Annotated in this window: 16 protein-coding genes; 7 read left to right on the forward strand and 9 right to left on the reverse strand. The window is 44.3% G+C overall.

Annotation, left to right across the window (positions count from 1 at the left end):
- Positions 1-555: 555 nt before the first annotated feature.
- The gene (locus tag CPIN_RS17170; RefSeq protein WP_012791106.1) at positions 556-1953 is read left to right on the forward strand and encodes a right-handed parallel beta-helix repeat-containing protein; all 1398 of its coding nucleotides are present in this window, start codon (positions 556-558) and stop codon (positions 1951-1953) included.
- 76 nt (positions 1954-2029) lie between these two features.
- Here CPIN_RS17170 and CPIN_RS17175 read toward each other — a convergent pair whose 3' ends face one another.
- From CPIN_RS17175 to CPIN_RS17190, 4 genes are all read right to left on the reverse strand, one after another.
- Positions 2030-3154 carry an FAD binding domain-containing protein gene (locus CPIN_RS17175; protein WP_012791107.1) on the reverse strand — a complete coding sequence of 375 codons (1125 nt, stop codon included), beginning with the start codon at positions 3152-3154 and terminating at the stop codon, positions 2030-2032.
- A 2-nt stretch (positions 3155-3156) separates the two neighbouring features.
- On the reverse strand, positions 3157-4326 hold the full coding sequence (locus CPIN_RS17180) for an MFS transporter (RefSeq protein ID WP_012791108.1): 1170 nt from the start codon (positions 4324-4326) through the stop codon (positions 3157-3159).
- Between the two features lie 131 nt (positions 4327-4457).
- Positions 4458-5048, reverse strand: coding sequence for a Crp/Fnr family transcriptional regulator (locus CPIN_RS17185; protein ID WP_012791109.1), 591 nt, complete (start codon positions 5046-5048; stop codon positions 4458-4460).
- A gap of 387 nt (positions 5049-5435) precedes the next feature.
- Positions 5436-7442, reverse strand: coding sequence for a KUP/HAK/KT family potassium transporter (locus CPIN_RS17190; protein ID WP_245552116.1), 2007 nt, complete (start codon positions 7440-7442; stop codon positions 5436-5438).
- Positions 7443-7642: 200 nt separating this feature from the next.
- Between CPIN_RS17190 and CPIN_RS17195 the strand changes: the two genes are divergently transcribed.
- The 5 genes from CPIN_RS17195 (at position 7643) to CPIN_RS17215 (ending at position 17719) form a co-directional block, all read left to right on the forward strand.
- Positions 7643-8662, forward strand: coding sequence for a retropepsin-like aspartic protease (locus CPIN_RS17195; protein WP_012791111.1), 1020 nt, complete (start codon positions 7643-7645; stop codon positions 8660-8662).
- Positions 8663-8791: 129 nt separating this feature from the next.
- Complete coding sequence (locus CPIN_RS36730) at positions 8792-11347, forward strand: DUF8426 domain-containing protein (protein WP_012791112.1); 2556 nt, start codon at positions 8792-8794, stop codon at positions 11345-11347.
- A 1-nt stretch (position 11348) separates the two neighbouring features.
- Complete coding sequence (locus CPIN_RS17205) at positions 11349-12620, forward strand: McrC family protein (RefSeq protein WP_012791113.1); 1272 nt, start codon at positions 11349-11351, stop codon at positions 12618-12620.
- A gap of 100 nt (positions 12621-12720) precedes the next feature.
- Positions 12721-13845: a hypothetical protein gene (locus CPIN_RS17210; RefSeq protein WP_012791114.1), complete on the forward strand. Its 1125-nt coding sequence runs from the start codon at positions 12721-12723 to the stop codon at positions 13843-13845.
- Between the two features lie 22 nt (positions 13846-13867).
- A complete protein-coding gene (locus CPIN_RS17215) occupies positions 13868-17719 on the forward strand; it encodes a S1 family peptidase (protein ID WP_012791115.1) in 3852 nt (1283 codons plus the stop codon).
- Between the two features lie 5 nt (positions 17720-17724).
- On the opposite strand, the gene CPIN_RS17220 is transcribed toward CPIN_RS17215, so the two are convergent.
- The 4 genes from CPIN_RS17220 to CPIN_RS17235 form a co-directional block, all read right to left on the reverse strand.
- Positions 17725-18795, reverse strand: coding sequence for a trypsin-like serine peptidase (locus tag CPIN_RS17220; protein WP_012791116.1), 1071 nt, complete (start codon positions 18793-18795; stop codon positions 17725-17727).
- 33 nt (positions 18796-18828) lie between these two features.
- The gene (locus CPIN_RS17225) at positions 18829-20562 is read right to left on the reverse strand and encodes a phospholipase D-like domain-containing protein (protein ID WP_012791117.1); all 1734 of its coding nucleotides are present in this window, start codon (positions 20560-20562) and stop codon (positions 18829-18831) included.
- Positions 20563-20585: 23 nt separating this feature from the next.
- The gene (locus tag CPIN_RS17230) at positions 20586-21503 is read right to left on the reverse strand and encodes a trypsin-like serine peptidase (protein ID WP_012791118.1); all 918 of its coding nucleotides are present in this window, start codon (positions 21501-21503) and stop codon (positions 20586-20588) included.
- 594 nt (positions 21504-22097) lie between these two features.
- Entirely contained in the window at positions 22098-22655 is a 558-nt protein-coding gene (locus tag CPIN_RS17235) for a bifunctional (p)ppGpp synthetase/guanosine-3',5'-bis(diphosphate) 3'-pyrophosphohydrolase (protein ID WP_012791119.1), read from the reverse strand.
- A 367-nt stretch (positions 22656-23022) separates the two neighbouring features.
- On the opposite strand from CPIN_RS17235, the gene CPIN_RS17245 reads away from it, so the two are divergent.
- On the forward strand, positions 23023-23364 hold the full coding sequence (locus tag CPIN_RS17245; protein WP_012791120.1) for a hypothetical protein: 342 nt from the start codon (positions 23023-23025) through the stop codon (positions 23362-23364).
- A 547-nt stretch (positions 23365-23911) separates the two neighbouring features.
- Here the strand turns inward: CPIN_RS17245 and yiaA are convergent.
- The gene (gene yiaA, locus CPIN_RS17250; RefSeq protein ID WP_012791121.1) at positions 23912-24379 is read right to left on the reverse strand and encodes an inner membrane protein YiaA; all 468 of its coding nucleotides are present in this window, start codon (positions 24377-24379) and stop codon (positions 23912-23914) included.
- Positions 24380-24478: the final 99 nt, after the last annotated feature.

Raw genomic sequence — 24478 nt, forward strand, 5'->3', positions numbered from 1 at the left:
GTACTGTCATGCTATGAAGCTGCCGTGTAGTCATACCGGCAGCTTTTTTATTCGCGTTTTTTACTAACGATGTTATGGCACGGCTTGCTATGCTGTGCGTGTTATTCATTTCAGTTATACTGAAGATTAATGGGCGTAGAAGCTGGAATCATTTGCCATGGCCTGATTGAGGCACATGTCCAATATATTCATCTGATACTTGTATGAGGTAAGCTGCATACGCTTACACGAATTGATAGCGGGCGCATGAAAAATTTTTTTTCCACATTCCGGAAGAAAATTCCATCGCATGGAATGGTTAAGTCCGTCGGAAACTACGTATCTGATTGATTTTCAGATATTCGCCACGGTGGCGGCATTCCGGCATTTTTTTAGTGTAATTGGTACACGTACACGTACTGACCGATAGAATAATTATATGGCCCGAATGTTTCGTTAACATAAACGCTTTAACCAATTCATATCCTAGTTAATAATTTTTTTATTAGAGAATCACCTTGCGTTTTCTATATTTGCGACGCGAGAAAATTTTAACCATATTTTTTAAACTACAACATGAAGAAGAACCGCACCTACCTGGCGCAGGCATTGCTTTGCGCGTCTATCCTTGCCTTGTCTACAAGCTGCAAAAAAGAAGAAGCTATTCAGGAAAAATTAAACGCAGACAGTGATCTGGCTGTTACCGCAACGGCTACAGGAAGAGAATTTACATTGCTGCCGGACGCTACCGGCCGACTGGCAATTGACAACTCTGCGGGTACCTACAAAGCAGGGGACATCATCAATCTTAAAGGGACAATTAAAGTATTGCAGATCTCTAACATGAGCGGTAGTGCATCTGCGCCGATCGTGGTACGCAATCTCGCCGGTAATACCGTAACAATCGGTAATCCTGCCTGGAATGGCGGTGCATACGGTGTAGCCTGTGTATTCTGGAACTGTCATTACATCCGTTTCGGCGGACAGTCAGGTCAGTCATCCGTTATCATCAGTGGTTCTACTGCAGCTGCAAAAGCATCTTACTACGATCTTCAGCTGGGTAACAAAACAGATAACATCGAAGTATCTAACCTGACTATTCAGAATGGCGGAAATGGCATCGTTGCCAAGACAGATCCTGTGAAGGGGGATGCAAGTACGGCTTATCCAAATACGACCATGATGAACCTGAAGATCCATGATGTGCTGATCAAGAATACGACCAACGAGGCGATGTATATCGGTCATACTGCTACTTACTGGGATCTGACAGCGAATGCACCCTATTATGGTTCTACTTCCGCAATGACGAGTGGTCATCAGTATGTGCAACCTGTAATATGGCGTAATGTAAAGATCTATAACAACACGTGTAAAGATATCGGACTGGATGGTATTCAGACAGCCGCGATCGATCAACTGGAAGTGTACAATAACGAAGTGACCAACTGGGCATTGCAGAGAGATGGTTATCACAATGGTGGTATCCTGATCGGTGGCCGTACGACCAACACCAATGTACATGACAACTGGGTACATGACGGCTGGGGTGAGATGCTGCAGTTCTACGGTTCCGGTGAGAACGGCGCTACGCACATCATCAATAATAACCTGTTTTCAAAGAACCAGGGTGAAGGTTTGAGCATCAGAGGTACGGCGAATGCGGTGGTAAGGATCACCAATAATACGATCGCCTGGACAAAAGGTAACAGCCTTCGTCTGAATGGCAGTACTGGTATGAAAACAGCGCAGATCATCAGTAACAACGCATTTATCAGACCTATCAATGGTGTCACTACCATTACGGTAAGAAACTATATTTATGCGGAAGTGGGCGCTATTTTTACAGAAGGTACGGGTTCAGTAGTGAATAAGAAATTCCCGACTGTGCAGTCTGCAAAAGTAGACATCAATAACTACTATCTTCCAATGGCAGGTTCTCAGATGGGAAATGCCGGTTACAGAAAGAAATAACTGTCACACTTTAGAATAACGACGCCCGTGGATGTTAGTCCATGGGCGTCTTTTTTTCATGGATAGTGATATGCGTTTATACCATTTGCACGCCTAAGCGGCTTCTGGCTGCCAGTTGTTTGCCGTGATTGACGATCGCCAATCCATACCGGGTTTGCTGTCCGCTCCAATAAGCCAGCGCTGTTTCGATATCTTCATAATCGCTTAGACTATTCGCCAGTACAATGGCATCCCGGTAAGCTTTTGCTGTACCGGAAGCAGTGTGTGGCCTGACCACAAAAGCGGCGTCTCCCAGGATAGCTACTCTTCCCTGGTACATCTCCGGTACGGCCAGATCAAAAATGACCTGTACGAAAGGATGTGCGGTCTGGCGTACGCGATCGCGTAAGACAGGAGGCAGCTGTTCATAGGCCAGTTGGTGCAGTGCCGTCAGACTGTCTGCATTCATCGAGCCAGCTGGTACCGTAAACTGTCGCTGTTGCCCGTTTTTATCGGTGAGTAATTTTTCGAGTTCGGCATTTGTTTTATTTTGGTACCACACCCAGTTATACAAACGTTTCCCTTTCTTCAGTTCACCATCCGGTCCTGGTACCATATACGAGAGCAAATGGGAGTTCTCGTAAGGAAAGAGGGTGAATTTACCGGCGAAGAAGGCGGCCTCTTCCAATGTTAGTTCCTGTTCAGGAATCAGTCCCCTGTAGGCGACATAGCCAGCGTATTCCGGCAGCACGGCAGGATATATTTGCCTTCTCACAATGGAGTTATATCCGTCTGCACCGATCAGTAATTCCGCCGTCACCTTTGTCCCATTGCTAAATGTGGCCGTCACAGCATAAGGATCCTGTCCGATCGCCTGTAATTCGTGGCCATAAAAATATCTTTCAGCCGGAAAATAGTCTTTAAGCTGACGCCAGAGATAATTCCAGGAGGTAAACTGTGTATCATTCGGATATCTCAGCACCGGAGTACCATTTTCATCGAGGATCTGTCTTTGTCTGGCTGGTACGCCAAATATGTCCTTCGGTGCAATACGATGTTCCATGAGGTAGTCCATCATTTCAGGTTGTATGACAAGACCCGCGCCTCTGTCTTTCATATCTTTTGCTGCCCGTTCATATATCTCCACGTCGAAGCCTTGTTGCAGCAGGGCTATGCCTGTACTCAGGCCGCCGATAGAGCCGCCTATAACGATTATTTTCATGATCAGTGAGTTTGTTTTTGCATACGGGGGGTGCTGATAACATTAAGGATGGCCAGCGCGCCCAGGAAAATCATAAAGGAGGTGGACCAACTCCAGCCGCCTGTATTCCATAAAACAATGGATAGATACGTACCGAGTGCGCCGCCTACGAAGTAACTGGTCATATACACCATGTTAATCCTGCTGTTGGCCAGATGGTCCAGGGAATAGATGATAGCGATATTGGTGACCTGTGTCGCCTGTACGCCTATGTCCAGTAATATTACCGTCAGCCATATACCAGTAAGGGACCCCGGAAATAGTTTCAGCACAAGAATACTGATGAGTGTAATGCCTGTAGAGAAGAGCAGTGAACGGGATTGTGTGCCTTTGTCCGCCAGTTTACCAAAGATTGGTGCTAGTAATGCACCGGCAGCGGCCAGTAAGCCAAAAAGACCTATCAGGGAGGCGGAGTAGTTGAATGGCGCCTCACTCAGATAGAATGTCAGCGTTACCCAGAAAGCGCTTAGTGTACCGAAGGCAAGCATACCGGTTAGGGCAGTTCGTCTCAAAAGTGGAAATCGCCGTAACTGGTCTACTGTTGATGTAAGCAGTCTGCTGTAGGTGCCGTCGAATCGTTCATGCATCGGAGGGAAGTCGGCCTGCATGAGGATACCGGTAAAGAATACCATCACCGCAGACAACAGGTACACGTATTGCCAGCCCAGCCAGTTGGTAATAAAACCACTGAATACACGGGCAACAAGAATGCCCACCAGGATACCGGTGAAGATCTGTCCAACGATTTTACCCCTGTTTTCTTTTACGAGGCTGGCGGCCATAGGGAGTATGACCTGTGCAACTACAGAGAAGACGCCGATCAGCAGACTTCCTGCATATAACACAGGCAGTGTCGGAGAGAATGCCATTAAGAGCAGAGAGATGAATAAGCCTGCCTGCAGGTACAATATCAGGAGCTTACGTTCTATCATATCACCTATGGGTGTGAGGAAGAAGAGACCTATACCATAACCAACCTGGCCCAAAACAGAGATGATTCCCACTTTTTCTGCGGATGTCTGAAAGGAGTGTGCGATCGTATTGAGTATGGGTTGGCTGTAATAGACATTTGCTACACTGGTACCTGCAGTTGCAGCCATTATAAATACCTGTGCTTTTGTTAGAGATGCCATTGTAAAGTTTTTTTACTTACTGAATCGATTGTCATTAAGACAATACAAAATTCGCATCTCTGCACACCCTCTCCAATGAACTGGAACAGGAAAAGAGGGCTAACTGGTTCAAGAAAAAAGGTTGAACTGGATTAACTTTTCTTCGCCATCCTTTTGTGGCGGAGCTTTGAAAGGTATTCTGTTGTCATGCCCAGGAAGGAGGCTAATGCGTATTGGGGTACTTTTCGTACGATATTGGGATATTTTTCCAGGAAGATCTCGTAGCGTTGTTCAGCAGTTTTGGTGAGGTTAGTGATCACCCTGCGGGCCATATAGGCAGCCGTATTCTCCGCCAGTACCCGGAAAAATGTCTCAAATTTACACCGGCTGTTTTTGAGGCGTTGCTCACTGTCGTAATCAATTTCCAGTATCAGGCTGTCCTCCAGCGCGACAATGAACATAGTAGCCGGTTGCTGGAAGATATAACTGTTGTAGTCGGAGATCCACCAGTCTTCGACGGCAAACTGGATGGTATGCTCCTGTCCTTCATCCCCAATGACATACGCCCTGAAAGCGCCTTCTACTACAAAGTATCTGTGTCTGGCCAGAAAACCGGGTTGTTCGATAAACTGTCTTTTCTTTATTCTGACAGCTTTGAAGCTATTGCAGAACTCATTCAGTTCTTCTTCCGTAAAGGGGATGCGTTTGAGCACATGCTCTCTGAAGCTACTGTAATCTGACATGGCGTACTATTTTATAAGCGATCTGATTGTCCCGCAGTGGTTGGCTGCAGGTTAAAATTAATAATAAAATAGTAGCTGTTTCCGAGCAGTGAGGATAATGGCAAATCTTTCCCGGAGTATTGCATCAAATCAGCCCGTACTTACCGGAGGATTAACCTTGCGGCAAGTGTGATCAGGGAAATGGCAATGAAAAAAACATATAAAAGGTGAATAGATTTCAGATGTGGGAACGGTTCGTTTTTCATGAGACATACTTTCCAGATACAGGAGCAAAAAGTGCTCCTGTATCATAGGGAAGTGTATGTTGTTGATTTGCAATCGAATGGTGGGTGATAGCTTTTGGGGCCGGATACTGAAATGAGAAGGTTTTCTCATTTTGGGAAGGTTTTAACCTTCAAATTCTCTTCTGAGCGTAATGTTTTCTGTTTTGCCGAGTATCAGTGGCGTACGTTCTATTACGACGTTGTTGTTATCCAGACCGTATGCTTTATCATCCGGCAGACTAAGATTATCCAGCAGGAAGTGTAGTCTCATTACGATGTTATCCCATAGGGACAGGTTATTTTCAACGGAGAGGAAGCTTTTCAGTATCACAAAGCGGAAGTCTCCCAGGAGGTTGCCTGTTTCCGGATCGAAGTATTTATTCTGGATATTGATCTCACCGCTTTTTTTCATTTCACCTACGACTTTCTTGAACAGAATATTGATACGCGGCATGACCCTGAAGCCGAGTTTGAAACGGATGTGTATGATTTCTTCTTTTTCGATCACATGCGATATATAGCTGGCGGTGTAAGGTTTATCATCAACATCTACGTGGATGAACCAGTAGAGGTCTGCTCTTTTCGGCTGGTGGTGCAGGATAGAGTCTATTACACGTTCTTCTACGCTGTCAGGCGTGTCGGCCATGGTGAGGTATACCAGGTGGGTGGCATATTTAGGAATATCGTTGTCGTTGCTCAGCTTCTTCAGAACAGGGATATACTTTCTGAGGCTGATCAATGTTCTGTATCTCGCTTTGAAATGTCTTCCGGCGTGCCAGATGTACATGATACTGATCAACAGCAATCCTATGAGGAGGGTGATCCATCCACCGTGTGCAAATTTATCGAGGTTGGCTACCAGGAAGGTGATTTCGATCCAGCCAAAAAGGAGGAAGAGCAACAATACTACGAGTTTTGGAACCCGGTGTGTGTAGAGATAAACAGTTAGGAGGATGGTGGTCATCAACATGGTTAGTGTTACAGAAAGACCAAAGGCGGCTTCCATATTAGATGACTTTTTAAAGTGCACCACCATGGCGATACAGGAGATCATCAGCAGCCAGTTGACAGTAGGAACGTATACCTGTCCGCGCATGTCTGAAGGAAATTCAATCCGCAGGCGAGGCCATACATTCAGGCGGATGGCTTCATTGAACAGTGTAAAGGTACCGGAGAGCAGTGCCTGGCTGGCGATGATGGTAGCGGCAGTGGCTATTGCGATGACTGGTATGAGCAGTTTCTTGGGGACGAGTCCGTAGAAGGCGTCTACCACATCCAGGTGTTGACCATTATATTTAAGCAGGAGGGCGGCTTCGCCAAAGTAACAAAGCAGCAGGGATACTTTAATAAAGCCCCAGGCGACCTGTATATTGCGACGTCCTACGTGTCCCATATCGGCATAGAGGGCTTCGGCGCCGGTGGTACAGAGGAATACGCCTCCGAGTACCCAGAGTCCGCCGGGATATTCTACCACCAGTCGGTACGCATACATGGGATTGATGGCTTTGAGTACGTAAAAGTTACCGGCCAGGTTGGTGATACCCAGGATGGCAATCATACTGAACCAGATAACCATGGCAGGACCGAAGAACACGCCGATACGGTTGGTGCCGGATTGCTGGAAAAGGAACAATACAATTAATATGATGATGGTAAAAGGCATGATAGGAATATCGGGGTTGAGCACCAGCAGTCCTTCCATGGCGGAGGTCACCGAGATGGGTGGGGTGATCAGACTGTCAGCGATCATGAAACTACCCCCGATGATAGCCGGCCAGAGCACCCATTTGCCATATCTGCGGATAAGGGCGTAGAGGGAAAAGATACCGCCTTCGCCGTTATTATCTGCCCGCATGGTGATGAATACGTATTTCAGGGTCGTCTGGAAAAAGAGTGTCCAGAATACGGCCGAGACGCCACCGAGTACGAGTGTTTCAGAGATGGCTCTTTCGCCGATGATGGCTTTGAAGGTATATAGAGGAGAGGTCCCTAGGTCTCCGAATACGATTCCTAAAGCTAATAATACGCCACCCCATTTGAACTGGTCGGGGTTGTGGTGTGCTGATTTATCGCTGTTCATATTGCAAATATCGAAATATTTCACACAGTTGGATAAAATGTGATTGTACATTTTAAGGGATTATATGGCGGGGTACTCCGGATGCCCGGGAGGAATACCAGCGATGAAAGGAGCGTCGCCACTGCAGCTGCTCAGGGGGCGGGTGCTGGTCCCCAAAAATAGTCTACAGCAGGAGTTTAACTGAAAATTAAAACAGATTCGTATAAACGAATACGGACTATATTATCTTTGCCTGATTTAATTGAAAGGTAATGCGTATTTTATTTGTTTTGTTTTTATTATCCCTGTCAGCCAGCCTCTTTGCTCAACCCGTACCCAAGGATGAGTTTATCAATACAAAGGAGGGGACTTCACTCGTGAGTAAGCGGATATTTTTCAATAACTGTAAGAAATGGATCAAGGGCGGTGAGAATACCCCCGAGGCGGCGCAGATCTGTGCCTGTATCGTTAGTAAACTGGACGGACACTATTCGGATGCTGATCTGAAAGCGCTAAGGAAAGAACATGGTCAGGCTACGCTGTCGATGCTGATGGAGAAGGACTCTTTTTATGCAAAGATGTCACCGGATTGTTATAGCAAGGTATGGGACAAGAATATGCTGTTTTCCGAGCAACAGGTAGCAGCAGTAAAGGAAGCCTTGAAGGAGGGTATCAGAAAGAGTGAAAAGGATTCGATTGATGACAAAAAGCTGGATGCTTATTGTGACTGTGCGGTGAAGACAATGAAGGAGCGGAAGGTTAATACATCGAAATGGAATGACCTTTCTGATCCGAATTCATTCCTTTATAACGAGATCGCATATCGTTGTGGCAGGGTACCTGTTAAAAATGTATCGCAGACAACAGGCTGGACGGCGGCACTGGCCGCAGATGTACATGGTCCGGACAGGGATACCGTACATGTTATTACGGTTGACGCCATGACCAAGTTAAAGGTGAAATTAGGTCCTTTTACCTACATATGGATGCTGGATAGTGGGGCGACAGATCTGCTGATCTCAGACTCCCTGGCATTGAAAATGATGGAACAGCATGTTTTTTCAGAGAAGGATTTTCTGGGGACCGGGACTTATACGATTGCGAATGGTAAGACGGTGGATTGTAAAGTCTACCGGGTGAACAATGTGCAGATTGGCAAGTATACAATGGATAATATGATGCTCAGTGTAGGAAAGGAAGTAGATGTATTCCTGCTCGGGAAGAGTTTTCTGAATAAGTTTCGCCGGTGGACGGTAGACAACAAGGATGAACTGCTGATATTGGAACGGTAAAGTAATGGGGGAGAAATAATTTAATGATGGCTGCGCTTAACTTACTGATTGTTACATATATTTGCCATACACGTTAAAGAAAAATCGTCTAAAAAAGGCACTACCCCTCAATCCGAATAAAGAGTAATAATGGAGTTTATTTATACCTGGATCCCTGCCTATAAGGCAATTGTCGAAAAAATCACTTCTTATCGTAGTAATCAGCTCAAGTTAATGGAAATCCTGAAAGAAGCAGGTGCCGATGCATTTAATGATAAAGATGAATCGGGTAATGTTATTCCATTAACAGAAATTGATCCTTTCACCTTTCTCTGTTGTGGGAATAAATATGGAGAGGTCCGGAAGAAACAGGTCCTTACGAATGTGTGCAGGCTCCTGGATATTTCGCCATTGCCGAAGGATGCTTGTGGGATACCCACGTCAGATGCAAGGAAGCTTTGGTTGTTCCCATACAAAGCGGAAAGGGTCAATAATGAAATAGGACGATTGTGGGATTTCTTTGAGAAATTACTGGCGGACCGGCTTACAGATGCAGACTTTTCGGATATATTGAAAATAAACGGAGTTGGAAAAGCGAAGTTGTCTGAAGTGATGTATATGGTGAGGCCGGCAGATTATTTATGCCTGAATAGCGCTGTGAAACCATATTTAGCTAAGAAGTATGGCATTAATACGGACTTCAGTTCCTATACTGAATTTAAGCAATTGTGTCAGAGAATTCAGGAGGTGGTGCAATTGCCTTTTCATGAGATTTCGTTCAAGGCATATATAAACAGAGAATTTGGAGACAGGATGCCGTCTTATTACAGGATTGGCTCGACTGAAGAAGGCGTGTCCAGATTGGACGATATGCAAAGTAATAATATAGTTGCGATAGGGTGGAGTGATATCGGGAATATAGAATTATTGGATCCGCTTTCAAAAAGCGGTATTCAGGCGAAGATGCAGGAGATTGGATACTATAAAGGGAATAAGTCCTCTATTTCCAGGAAGGCGGGAGAGATCTGGCGTTTTTATCATGAGATAGAACCAGGAGATATCGTATTAGTAGCAGATGGCGAGTCTATAAAAGCGATTGGCAAGGTTAGTTCCTACCACTATGTCTATGAAGACGATCTTGAGTTTCCGCATTGTCGTTGTGTAGAGTGGTTGAAAAAGGATATCGAAGACCTGTATATGACTGAAGGCGTAATGACTTCGGTCTGGAAATTTGAATATCCTTACAGCATTGAAGCCATTGAAAAGTATCTCGGATATGATGAAAGAACGATGCCTGCCAATAATGCTGCGAACATGCTAAAAACAAAGAAGATGAACCTGAACACCATTTTATATGGACCTCCCGGTACCGGTAAGACTTATAAATTGCAGCAAATTATTAAGGACTGGCAATTGGTAGGTAGTAATGATGTACCGGACCTTAACTATGAGTTATTTGTTGAAGAATATAACTGGTGGGAACTGCTGGCAATGGCATTGCTGGATCAGAAGAATGTAAGTGTTCCGCAACTAAGATTACATCCGCTTGTGCAGGCGAAGTTTAATATCAGCACTATAAGAAACCCCGGATCCAGACTTTGGAGTACGTTGCAGAATCATACGGTGCTGACTTGTGAGAATGTTTCTAAACAGGAAAGGGTAGGTGCTAGTCTGATTTTTTATAAGGAGAAGAACTCCAGCTGGCGATTGGATAATGAAGCGGAGTTCAGGTTGTCATTTCCGGAGCTGGTGCAGGATTGGGAGAATTTTAAAAACCCCGAAACAGCAAAGAAGGAGATCAAAAAGTACATATTTACTACCTGTCACCAAAGTCTTTCCTATGAAGATTTTATTGAAGGAATCAAACCAAAGCTGATAGACAAGGATGCAGATAATGAACTAAATGGAGCGAACGTACAATATGAAGTACGGAAAGGTATTTTCTACAAAGCCTGTGTGAAGGCTTGCCAGTTGGCCGGCTATGCGTCATTGGAAGAGTGTATGAGGGATACACCTGATGGTAGAAAAACGAAATTCGAAACGGCCATCATGGAGAACAATATCATGGTGTTATTCATAGATGAGATTAACCGCTGTAATGTATCCGCTGTTTTTGGAGAGCTGATTACCTTAATAGAAACGGATAAGCGCCTGGGCGCTATTAATGAGATCACGGATATTATGCTACCCTATTCACAGGAGCTTTTTGCGGTGCCTGCTAATCTTTACATTATCGGCACCATGAATACGGCAGATAGAAGTGTGGAGTCGCTGGATACCGCTTTTCGCCGCAGGTTTAGTTTTGAAAGTATGCAGCCGGATATTACGATTCTGAAAGACGAAGAAATTGATACGGTCTCCCTGGATAAATTACTGAGTACGATTAATGAGAGAATCAGCGTCTTATTGAATGCGGATCACCAGATAGGGCATTCTTATTTTATAGGTGTTTCAACAGAAGACGAATTGAAAGCTGTATTCAGCGATAAAATTATTCCGCTGTTGCAGGAGTATTTTTATAATGATTATGGAAAGATCGGCTTGGTGTTGGGGACTGCCTTTGTGGAAGCGAGAGAACAAACGGTATCATTCGCTAAAGGATTTCCTTACGAGAATAAAGAGGATTTAGCAGAGGGACTGACATATGTGCTGGTACCGGCAGAAGAATGGACACTGGCATCTTTTGAATCAATTTACAAGGATTAACATGCCGTTGATAAACAGGAAGAAGGTCGTCCAGGTATTTGAGCACCAGAAGCTGTTGTTTAAGGACTGTGATCAGTTTAAACAGCAGCACTGGAAGGCGTTGGCTGTCTATAATGAGCAATACGGCGGTCGCTATTTCACGTTAATGCATAATGGCATTAAGTTTTCAAATTATGTGGGCGTCCTTCAGGCGGGGGATTTAACCATTGAAATATTGCCTAAAACAGACAGGGAGCGATTAGATTCCAGTGAGGAAAAGGGGAAGTGGCATGGTATTCTTTTGCAAATGTTGCAGCAATGTAGTCTGATTAAAATAGACCATGTAGAGAAGGCCAATTTGAACCTCCGCTCAAACTCCATACTTGATATTTATATACGTTTGTTCCTGGAAGAGGTCGAAGTCTTATTACGTAGAGGACTGATTAAAAAATACAAACGACATACAGCGAACCTTACAACACTCAAAGGGAAACTTGATTTTGGTAAACACATCAGTGCGAATCTTATCCATAAAGAGCGGTTCTTTGTTGAACATACCATTTATAGCCATGAGAACCTGTTTAATCAGATTATTAATGAGGTCTTAAAGCTTATTCCGCTGCTCGTATCCAATACCTCCCTGAATGATAAATTGGGCAGAATCAGGCTCGATTTCCCGGAATTACCCGCCATAAAGGTAACGGCGGCTACCTTTGATAAGATACAATACGACCGCAAAAGCAGCACTTACCAGCCTGCTTTAGAGATTGCGCGGTTATTATTGCTAAATTACCGACCGGATATTACAGGAGGGACGAATAACGTGATCGCTATCCTGTTTGATATGAATGAACTCTGGGAAGAGTATATTTTCAGAAAGTTACAGCGCCTGAATAGCGAGGGGATTGAAGTAAAAAGACAGCAATCCCAACATTTCTGGAAACGGAACGGTGCATTGTATCCCAAGTCTGTGAGGCCGGATATTGTTCTCAGGAAGGGGGAAAAGACGATCGTGCTGGATACTAAATGGAAATTGATCCCGGATTATAAACCGACAGACGAAGATTTAAAGCAGATGTTTGTATATAATCTGTATTGGGAATGTAGTCATAGTGTGCTTTTATATCCGGCGGACCGGTATCATCTGGAGACAGGTGCTTATTTTGATTTTAGCCGACAGACGGCGGCGGGTAATAGTTGTTCTGTGGCGACGTGTGGTATATTGGATGACAAGCATCAGTTGGATAAGGGGATTGGAGAAAGGATATTGAAAGAGATATTGTATTATATTTAAAAGTAAGAGATGTAGAACACTGTTAACCCTTGAAAAATACCAACTACTTTGTATTTTTTGAACGACCTGATACCCTTAAATTAGGGTAGACTATTTTTATATGGACCACCCCTTTTTTGATGCATCAGAGTTTCCCTTTCATCGTAATGAGAGCAAGGCATTATTGCGAAATTTATGCATTATAGCGCCGAATCCGGCGGCGATTCGTTTAATATATAAAGAGATTGGTCCTAATTTACCTCTACTCACATGGTCAGAGCGGGCGGATATCATGTGGAGTGAAGCGATGGAGAAAATAACGCCGTATGGTTTTTTCAGCTCGTTTATTTCCTACCTGAAAACAAGGCATGCTACGGTTAAGGCATTAATGGATGTCATCGAATTGATTGAAAATGCTATACCTGCGAGAGACGAGCGGTTTTTTTCAGACGATATATTTATTCTTGATCTCAAACTGCAACGTCCCACTATAGACAAAACTACTGCTGATTCAACGATGGCTAATGTGCTGCTGGTGCGGGGTAAATCAGGGAGTGGTAAAAGCCATTGCAGATTTATTTATGAAAATGTCAGCAAAGAGAGGCAAGCTAAAGTGGTATATATTTATGGGGGGATGTGCCCTGATGTTAAAAGCACTATTGAATACATCTACGGTAGTCTTGGTATAGATCCAATACATATTCCTCCAAGAGACGCCACCAGTAACGAAGCCTGGTATAAGTCAATTTGTATTGATTTGAAAAAGGTAGCCACCCAAATAACTGACAAGACGGGAAAGCTTGTTAAAATGTGGATAGCAATGGATGATCTTGGTTATGAAGATGCACCGGATGAAAACGGTACAATGCGTCCTGCACCGATTATAGATTCTGAGATCCGGAGTTTCTTTGAACAGTTTGCACTATTTACGTTTGACGCTTCTTTTGCCAGACATTTTCGCTTGATGCTTATCAATTATGCAGAACCGAAGATTCCTTCGAAATGGAAAGCGAATAGCTGGCTGGAGATTACAACAGATGAAAATGCTATTCAACAGCCGGATGTGGAGGATTTCATCAAGTATTGGCTCCGGGCCAGGAAAAAGACAATGCTGGATCCTGAAATAAGCCAGTTGGCGGTGGCGATTATAGCGGCGGCCGATCATCCTTCTCCTGATATGGCTGTTTTCCCAAGGTTGCAGCGTATTCATGATATACTAAGGTCGAGATTGGAGCAACTTAGTTAAAACAGGTGCAAATTGTAAGATTATGATAACAGGTGATAAGGCTAAATTTATAGATGTCGCAGCGTTTTTGCTGCATCTTCAAAGAACATCTGGCAGTACTTTGTATATCGTGTCTGCTTCCGGTAGATTTACTGGTTGGCTGCTGACCACTGAACTTGTTGTTATACCAGGGTTCGGGTATCTCGATGAAACGGAAGAAGAGTTTACCTGTTATTCTTCGGCTACTGTAGATAGTGCGCCGTTGAAGGCCAGGTTAGTATCGATCGCGGGAAAATGGATAAAAGATCACGAGCGGGTAGCGTTGTTGAAACTGGAAAAGCCCGTTAGTTATCCGATTCATCATTTACAAACAGAGAATTGTAAACCAGAGGATGATGTGATGGTATTGCAATATCCCCAAGGTACCCGTGCTCTGCAACTTAGTTTTGGAAAGATCCGTGAGGTAAACGATAAGTGGATTGCTTATGATGCAGATACATTGCCCGGTTCCAGCGGAGCGCCTGTTATCAATATACAAAATGGTAAATTGATTGCCATGCATCTCCTGGCTGGTGTAGGTGAAAAGAGGTATAATAGTGGTGTTACAACAGCCGGTATTATAGGGTTTCTCCGGACAACTGATTATTGGCCGCAAATTGCTGCAGCACATCAGTTGTTAGATGCAAAAAGCATATTATCAAAAGACCTGGAATTTTCCCAGCCTACGCCGCAATGGGATGAAATACATTATAAGGCAGCTGTGCAATGGAATATCGATCCCACTGTACTTAGTGAAGAAGAGAAAAAAGCGTTGTCTCCTCATCTCATTAGCAAGCAAACGCCGGTATGGGCGTTGAAACCTGTGGACCGCCAGCAGATCCTTACTTCGACTTCTATTGACAGTCTGAGAAATATAGAAAGTGGTATTGATAATCATCAGCCTGGGCAAAAGGTGATCAGGCGTATTTTAAACGGGGGGCCTTATAATCTGGATGAAGTGGATGTGGAAGAACTGCCTTACTGGCTGCAGGCCGTACGCTGGTTTAAAGGGATTGACGAGACATTGCCTGGTCCGGCAGAGGTAGACGGCATACTTCAGAAGCGACGTATAAGAGCAGCCCTGACAAACTTAGGAGGGGCTGGTTTCAGGGGGCGTGAGGAGGAATTGAATACTTTGAAGACCTGGTATGAAGATAACAGACAGGGATCGATAGTCATCAGTGGAATCGGAGGGATCGGTAAGACAGCTTTGATCAGTCATTTCTGTTTGCAGTTGCCGGAAAATACCCTCTTATTGTGGTTAGACTTTGATCGTGCAGATCTCACTCCTGATGATCCGCAGTCTATTCTCCGTATCCTTATCGGGCAGATCAGGGTTCAACGCGCAGATTTTGTCGCTCCACCGGATAACAATGACTGGAAAGTTATGTTCAAAGCCCTGGGTGAAAACCTTAACAAAACGCAGAAAGCACTTACCCCCTCCTTAATGGTGCTGGATGGTTTCGAAGTAGCACAGTATGCAAAACAATATCAGGGCATCTGGGAATTACTCAATATTATATTAAAAGAATGCCCGTCCATAAAGGTTATCGTTAGTGGCAGGGCGGCTGTTGCCAGTCTTAAGCTGGCAGATAAGCCAGCGGCATCACTTCGGCTGACAGGTATGAAAATACAGGATGCAGAAGAAGTGTTGGAAAAGAACGGTTTGAAGAATGCAGCTGTCATCCGGAAAATGGCAACCATGTCAAAGGGTATTCCGTTGATACTGAAATTGGTAATCCACTACGTCAATAAAGGGGGAGATGAAAATGAACTGCAGCATGGATTACCCAAAGATACGATTGAAGGATACCTGTATCGCCGCATTTTATACAGGGTATTAGATGCTGACCTGCAGCCATTGATAAGGGAGGCGCTTATCCTCAGAAAGATAACAAGGGATATTATCAACGAAATACTTTTCTCATTGCTTCCCGCTAATACAACTGTTGACGAAGTATTTGATAAATTATCTAAAGAAATGTCATTGCTGGAAGATGGACAGGAGGGTTTGGCTACAATTCCTGGCGAAGAAGATGTTTTAAAATTACGCCCTGAGCTACATACTTCTACTATCAGACTGCTTGAACTGGAAGATGCGGCGTATGTAAGATCGGTAGATCAAAAGGCGGTGGATTACTATCGTAAGCAGGATCTTTCCTTTCATGAACATACTGCGGAATTAGTGTATCATTCATTACGACTGGGAAACTTACAGGATGCAAAAAAACACTGGCGACCAGAAATAGCGCTTTATTTGAAAAATTCAGTGGAAGATCTGCCGGAGAAGAATAAGGCGGAAAAAGACTGGTTAAAGGACATGATTAACCAGTCACTCTCTGAGACAAAGGATGATATAGCTATTTGGGAATCGGAGACCTATACTATTCTAAAGGAATCTATTGCGCGTAAGTCCTACTCGGACAGCGTCAGGCAGATATTGAATCATCGGAAAGAAAGAAGTGCTGATAGTCCCTTATTGATCTATGATGCTTGGGTAACATGGCAGGAGGGAAACCTGGAAGCAGCGATCAGGTTATTAAAAAACAGCAAAACGACGGAGCCCCGCATCAGGAAAGATCAGTTGATCTTTCTTGCATTGCTGGAAACTTATAATGGCAACAGGGCGATAGCGGATCATTATTTATCACAGATTAATACTGATCAGTGGAGTAACAGGCAATTTGGCAATACAGAGAACCTGGCAGTAGCAGCGGCAAGAATGCGTCTGACGGTAGATTTAGAAAGAGAGTTAAGGGTTTTACAGGCAATAAGAGAAGAGGCGGGTGTTAAAAGGATGGTACTCGAACAGCATATCCTGCAAAGGAGGGATGTGGTATGGCCCGCTTTGATAGAAGTGCTTGACAACAGGACTGATGATAATTACGTGGCCGCTTATCAGAGTCTTACCGATAAAGAAGGACGTTTGAAATATGAAACTTCCGGCAAGTTCAGGTTAGGTATGAATGCGTCTGACATCCGCAGTCTTAATGAGCGTAATCAGTCCTTTATCAGGTCGAATGCAGAGAACACTTCATCACCGGTACTATTTGAATCTATCTGGTATCTGTTAATGTTATCGGAATTCCGTCAGAAACAGCTGACAGATAAGGATGTGTTACGCGATATTTTAGAAATCGCCACTATTCCCAGAAAGTCAATGTCGACGCTGGAAGTGGCTATTGTTTTTAGTTTGACGGTATTTCATGGAGAAGAAATGCCGGTACTATACAAAAGCTTTCGTTCTCCTTCTGTGGATGATCTTATTCTCAATGTAGCCAGTAAATATATACAGACAGGACTGCCCCCGCTGGAGCTCAGACGAGAGGAGCTACTCACCACTTATCTGAGAGAACGAAATTTATCATCAAATAGCAATATACAAACACAATTCCTTATTGATATCATTCAAAGGGGGAATGATGCCGACAGACAGGATATTGTACGGATCATCAGAAATATGAGGGATGAAAAGCTGGCGGCCGTTATATTCTATCTTGTAGGGCCAGACCCGCTGGAAGTACTCTGTAAGGGACTGCTGGGTGTTGGCGAAGAATCGAAACTAAATGCGAAACAAAAAATAACACCCACGGGAATGGAACTGGAAGATCTGGTAGATGCGGTGTCAAAAATGCCTATGGATATAAACGATATCATGCGTTATTTGCTTGCGGAGCATGTGAAGGTGCAAATGATAGATTTAAGCGGCTCTCCAAGAATGATTTGGTTGAACGTGATTAATTACCTGGTGCAAAACAATCAGGTCAACACATTGTCAGACATTCTCCGCGATCTTGCGAAGGATAATCCACAACTGTTGACCACGACTGAACGTTTTACAACTTTATTGAGGTAAGTTCCTTAGTCGAAAGCGACTTCATAGCGCTTCAAACCTTCTACTACCTTTGAAATAAGTATCCCTTCATTTTTCACGAGGGGAGGTTTACCTACTATTGTCTGCGGTCTTCCTCCGGCATGATGCAGACCAAACAGGTTTCCGTTTTCATCAAATACCGGCGCACCGGATGAACCTCGTTGTGTATCTGTTAAATAATGCACTACGCGATCGTTGAAATCTGAAACCTGGTTACGTACAAAACCTACCCGTTTGCTTTCACCACCTGGATGTTGAATAATATAGGCTGCGATGTTGTTCTGTGGCGCTACGGCTTTAGATAGTGCTATGATCGGCCAGTTATCCTCTAGTGGCTGTGTGCTACGAATGATCGCCCAATCATCTTCTTGGGATGTGACAATCGTATTTACATCACAGGGTATTTTGACGGATGAGTTGGCATGGCTGTCATCAAAAAGAAATTCTGCAGTCGCAGCGCTTGCTTTTGTCCCATTGGTTTCATGATGTAAAACGTGCCAGTTTGTTAAGAGCATATCTTTGCCGATGAGGAAACCTGTACCATATTGCGTGCTCCCCTGTACTTCTACAATGAAACGGCATACACCGGGCGCTAAGGTTGTCAGCTTTTGCAGTGTATTGATCAGTGCAGGTACTTTGACGATCCGTAAGGTGAGATCTTCTTTATATAGCAGGGCCTCATTTTCTGTGATGTCGTCTGTGTCGCTAATAAACCTGGGTGCTCCCAGCGGCCCTACCGGTTCTGCATCCAGCGGAGGATCCTGGTTAGCCAACAGATCCTGGAAGAAGCTCCTTATAGGGCTGGTGGCTGAAAGTCGATTGGCTATATTAGTTATCAGTTCCCGTAAGTGGCCGTGTATAGCGGCATACTCCAGAATGTCTGCCCATAAGAGATAGGGAGTTTCTTCTGTATGCAGATTATACGCTTCTATCTGACTTTGTGCAGCCACCAATAAAATACCCGGTACGGAGGCGCTGAACTGGCAAAGTTTCAGATGTAGTTGCTGTGCTGTTTTTTTATGCCAGGGGTAAGGTTGTTCGTCGAGAATACCAGCCATAAGGAATTGGTTTTTATAAGTGGTGTAGATATGTCATTCGTCAAACCATGCCTGCCAGGGAATACGTATCATCCCTAGTGGCGTAGGACCGGATTCCGGGGCCAGTACAGGCTGGATTTCCTCCTGGCGTGCAATAGGACTGGACAGATTATCCCAGTCAAATAGAAACACCTTGGTAAAATACTGTGCAATGGGGCGGGAGTAGAATACAAGGCTGGTATCACGGTTATATTGGGTGCCGTCGGTTGACCAGTTATTACTGCCGACTACCGCTATTTTACCATCAACCAGCACTCCTTTGTTATGCATTTTAGCTGATTGCTTGCGGAACATACTGCGTTTCCAGCCACGTTTGGCAATGAGGAGATCTGAATGATCGGCATTCTGGTTGCTGCTCACAAGTACCCTGACATCAATTCCTTCTTTCATTTTTTGTGCGATGGCATCAATGATATGATCAAAGACCTCTTTTGATGGCTGCCGGATATAGGAGAATTGCAGGTATAGGGATTTTGTGGCACTTTCAATCAACGTGAGGAGTTCTTCTGCATAGTTATCAGGGCTCATTAAAGGCTTTACCTTGACAGGAGTACCTGAGGATGCAAATGTCTGCGCTTCGAAAGGAAAAGGTTGAATAACGCCAGCTTCCTGTTCGAGGAACGATGCGGGGATTAGCAGATCCGGCATAATAGGGGCGGCTTCCGGTGCGCCAACTTGTGCTGCCTGTTCCATATCGTACCTGATGAATTCTTCATACATGACAGCTAAGGGGGCGTCCTCGATGATCACATGCCATTCCCGGTTGCCTTTTCTGTAAGGAAACTGGTCGGCGCCGGGTACGACATCTGGCTGACTATTAGGACTCCAGTTACCACTGGACAACCAGAAGGCATTTGAATCTCTTACGGCTACTTTCGTATGATAAGAGTTGTTAAAGATTCTGTTGGGGCCTGAAACCGATGCTCGTACAAAAGTCAGCCGATCTCCCCAGCTTTCCCGTAATGTCTCCTCAATTGTTTCATCATTGGTACTGACCTGCAGGATCATATTCAATTCCGCTGTTGTGTCTTCTCCTAGTTTTGTAACCGTCTTTATAATGTGCTCAGCATAAAATTCGTACATCGCTACGGTCAGGCGCTCCGTGGTACCTTCCAGGAATGGTTTCAAGGTATACCAACCTGAATCAGGCCCGACATGGCAGGTAATATTATTGACTTCCATCTCCTCGAGTTTTACCCGGTCTTCCGGCGGAGGGGTATAGGCAATAGCCGGGGCGGCTGCTTCAGCAACAGCCGCTGTATCTTCCCATACTGAAAGCGGCAATAGTCCGGATATTTGCTCCTGCACAGTGGCCATTCGCTGTTCGATTTTTATGTGGTCTATCGACGCAGGCATGGTCTCAGGCTTTTGTCCGGGATGATAGACGGCGACAATAACAGGCAGGTCCGGTGCATCCGGGTTTTCGCTGAAACCGGGTCTCAATCCCACTAAGCCGGGTATGGCAGCGAGTTCGGGATGTGTTTTTATGGCGGTAATAACAGCAGGCAGGCTTGTATGGCCATTTTCACCAGCAGGGGCTAATTCAGCAGTAGTGGCAAGCGTTGCTTGCTGTACGACATCGCCCTGTTGGTTGCCGTTTATTGTTACCATACAGCCATTATATGGCGCGAAAGTGGCCGGATCGGCGTCCAGCTCCACCATAATACCACCTGCATCTAATAAGGCTTTATTATCCTTGATCCGGATAATTCCTTTATAACTATTCATAACAGTTGTATTGTTTGAATGAATCAGCTTCTTTTCCAGGCATCGAGGTTTGTATAAACATTGGCGGAGATGCGTGTACCCGAATTGGCGGTGGTACCACCGTAGGCGTGAATGGCGACACCGATCCTTTCGCCGTCGCGTATTATATAATTGACAGCCCCGCTTTGTCCTCCGGCAGTATCAATTTCATAAAATACTTTTTCGGGATTTACATTACTGATTTTTCTGTTATCATACCAGAGCGTGCCAGCAGGCTTATCGCCAGGATAACCCCCAATATTACCGACAGATTGCAACAATTCTTCATCACTCAGTGCTGCGAAGCCGAAAAAGCCCAGATCCTGAGGAAATGCATTGGGCAATATAATGGCGCCATAGTCGTAATTTTCAAGACCGTTTTCCCCCCAGCCAGTCACTGTGAAGAATTCACCGGAGTTAACGAGACCAAACGGAAGCTGATTCCCGTTGCGTCCGGGCATTACCTGTATTTTCTTCACCCATCCGTCACGACCGGCAACACCACTATGTTTGATGTATACACAATGGCCGGCTGTTATCAGGGTACGCGGACTGATAAACCAGCCTGTTCCTATCCATTGGGAATTGTCAGCAGCCGTGATCAGAAGGGAGGCAGTCACTCTCCATGGATATTTTTCCGTTTCCTGGATCTGTACCCTTTCGTCCGTACCAATGACAGCTTCAAAATTGGGTGGTGCTCCGAAAGAAGCGATACCGATATCCGGAAGGTCGGGAATCTCAATTTCCATACGTGCTTCTGCGAAGGATTCAGGACGAGGGATAGGTTCAACCTGATCTTCATTTCCCAGTGCAATTACTTCTCCGTCGCCTGTGGATCCCGGTGATACCATAGGGGCCACAACGGGCGATTCTGAAGTGATGATGTTGGTGATCGGGGTATGGAGTCCATCTGGAACTGGCATATCATTAGTCGTTTTAGGATGAAAAATGTAAAAGATTATTTTGATATGATTAGCTGTATAGTTAAAGATTTGTCCAGGTAAGGGGATGTGATAGTTAGAATAACAGGGGTAAAAGTAAGAGATCTGGTGGGGACAAAAAATACAAACAAGTTGGTATTTTTTGAGGTGGACGAGGTGTTAAGGATTTGTTTTTTTAGTGGCGATTTATGACGATAATTGTAGTCCTGCCTATGATCTGTAACAGGCTTTTATCATCTTACATTCGTCCTGCGTTTTTTTTCTTACCATCAACGGAGCATAATAAACATCAGAATAAGGTACTGATATCCGTTTCAATGGTGGAGATGTACAGATACCCACACCACGTTTTTGCGTCCTGTGGACATGTTTTTGCGTCCTATGGACAAGCGCCGGAATCGGGGGGATAATTGTAGTAATATTGTGTTATCAGTGGCAAACAGGGCGCTGATAGCACAATATTTCTACCACTAAAATGAAATGCAATGGTATATGTAGCACATCACGTTTTTATGAGCGTAATAGTTGTTTACAGGATATTGACAAGCGCGGCTCCGGCATATGATATCCTGAAATTTATGAGAGATACTTTTTATACTGTTCGATTTTACGCAGAAGTCTGTTGGCCAGGTATACGTTCGCGCTATGCAGTTGGTTGTGTATTTCGCGGGCTTCTTTCAGGTAATTCATTTTCTTCTCATTATCCCAGTAGTGAGGTGGTTTGTACAAGTTACAGATCCTGTCCGCCATCTTAACGGCCCATACTTCCTTCGGTTGTTGCAGGATGCGTTGCAGACTGTCTGGCATCTGTTCTTCTTTGGGTAAGCTACTGTTTTTGGTTAAGGCAAGTACGCCGTCAGCTATACGCTGGCCATACAGTAAGCTTAGTTCTTCCTTTGTGAAGGCGGTATCTTCGACTGTATCGTGTAAAAGGGCACAGGTAATGGCCAGTTCGCCGTCAAAGTTATCTGTTGCCTGCAGTGCATAAAAGACTTCAAATACAACGCTGCCAATGTGATTGATGTATTCAATTTTCAGGTCTTTCTCATGCCCGCCGTATGTTTGTCCGCCATGTAGGAGGGTTACCTTTTCCCATATATTCTGCAGGTCATCAATCGAGATCGTCTTCTTCATATTTATTACAGGTTATTTGTAAATATATGAAAAGTCTATGGGAGGGAGGCTGGGTGTTTAATCGCTTTGCTGATGGTGTACGTTGAAAGGTGCGTAGCCAAACTGTTTTTTGAAGGTGCTGGAGAAATGTGAAGAGGCAGCCCGGTTATAAGTTGCCTCTCCGGGGGGATATTAAGCCATGTGGCTTCTGATTTTACCTCTTGTTTATTTTGCTTTTAAAGGATGCAATACGCTTTTTTATATTGCTCTTCGCTTTGTTGTTTCGCTTGTTATTCCAATCGCTTCTTAAGTCCGAAGTAAATACGGTGACGGATATTCTTATTTTAAAGAAGAGGTTTAATGTTATTTTTGCTGAAAATAACGCAGCATGGCGACCCTTTATCCTGAAATCAGAGATTATATCTATTACTATTGCGAAAAATTTATGACGTCTGATGAGGCTATGGCTAAGCAAACGATGATGTACAGCCTTAAAACAAATTCACCGGCAATGCGCGCACGTATGCTTGAGCAGAAATGGATAAGCGATGATCCAAAGATACTTAGTATGATAGCAGACGGCCATGAGGCGTTAAAAGAAAGGATAGTAGATCGTATCTGGAAAGACCATCAATTTGAGTTGGAGTTGAATTTTTGCCCTGCTTGTAAAAGAATTGCCCGGACGCCGACAGCGAAGCAGTGTCGTTTTTGTTCTCATGACTGGCATTGAGCTTGCTTCGTTGAAATACATCGCTGAATATCAGTAGATAGCCGGGTCAAATTAAGCGTACTTTTAAGTTTTCAGGGAAAGTTTTTTTATGAAAGCTTCAATAGTTGCTTTTTTTAAGCACATCCGGTAATTCATCCCAGCCGTCAGCAGGCGGCTTTGTTACAGCGGTGTCAACAGCGATAAGAAAATCCATTTCAGACCATTGCGGATGAAAAGGGCAAAAACGTACGAGAAAAGGACAAAAGCATTATAAATATTAGTATTGAAAAAAAGAAACCGCAAACGGCGTATATTTCATAGTATTAGTATAGTGCCCCTCTATTGAAGTGGGTATAACGAATAAGACGTTAGAGAAATTGATAGTCGCGAATAAGGACAATGAACCAGATGAATGTCTCCGGAAGGATATCAGAAGGGAATCGTAGTTTGTTAAATCATCATGAATGTCCCTGTAAATCATTTAACTTACAGGACGTTTGTTTTGTATAGGGGTAAATAAACCCCGCAGGCTTGACCAGCAAGTGACTGCGGGGTTGTAACCGCTACGTTACAGTTCTTTGTCCTGGAACATCTTCGAGTCGCGGGTGTTCTTTTGTACGGCAATGGCCGAAAACATACTTAAACCGAATGCCATTGCGTAAAAACCTTTCTCACTCAGTGCGATCCCTGCATTCCACAGACCAATGGTTAACAAAAGCATGGATGAAATAGTGGCGAACCAGCTCAGACCGTAGTACAGGTCTGTAACAGGAAGTCCTTCCGCCCTATCTCTAACGCTTTTTTGCACAGAGACTACTGCGAACAGACCAAATAATAAGATGGTTAAATAATATCCTTTTTCGTTTAACTGCATGTTTGCATTCCATAAACCGATGCAATATCCCACTGCTCCTGTTAATAGGGCAATCCAGGAAGCACCTATGAATGCGGCAGTCGGTTTAAATGGGTTTCTACCCTTTTCGCCATGTTTGGGGGCGGGGGAGTTATCTTCTGTTTTGTTTTGTAGCGGTTCCATATTGTTTTTTTTGTGATGAATATGAAACAAATGTCGGATGTAAGGGCCGTTCAAAAAAGCCAGAATGTGAAAAATACTGACGATATAAAATGGCAATTA

Origin of the sequence: Chitinophaga pinensis DSM 2588 (assembly GCF_000024005.1) — a bacterium.
Lineage (GTDB): Bacteria > Bacteroidota > Bacteroidia > Chitinophagales > Chitinophagaceae > Chitinophaga > Chitinophaga pinensis.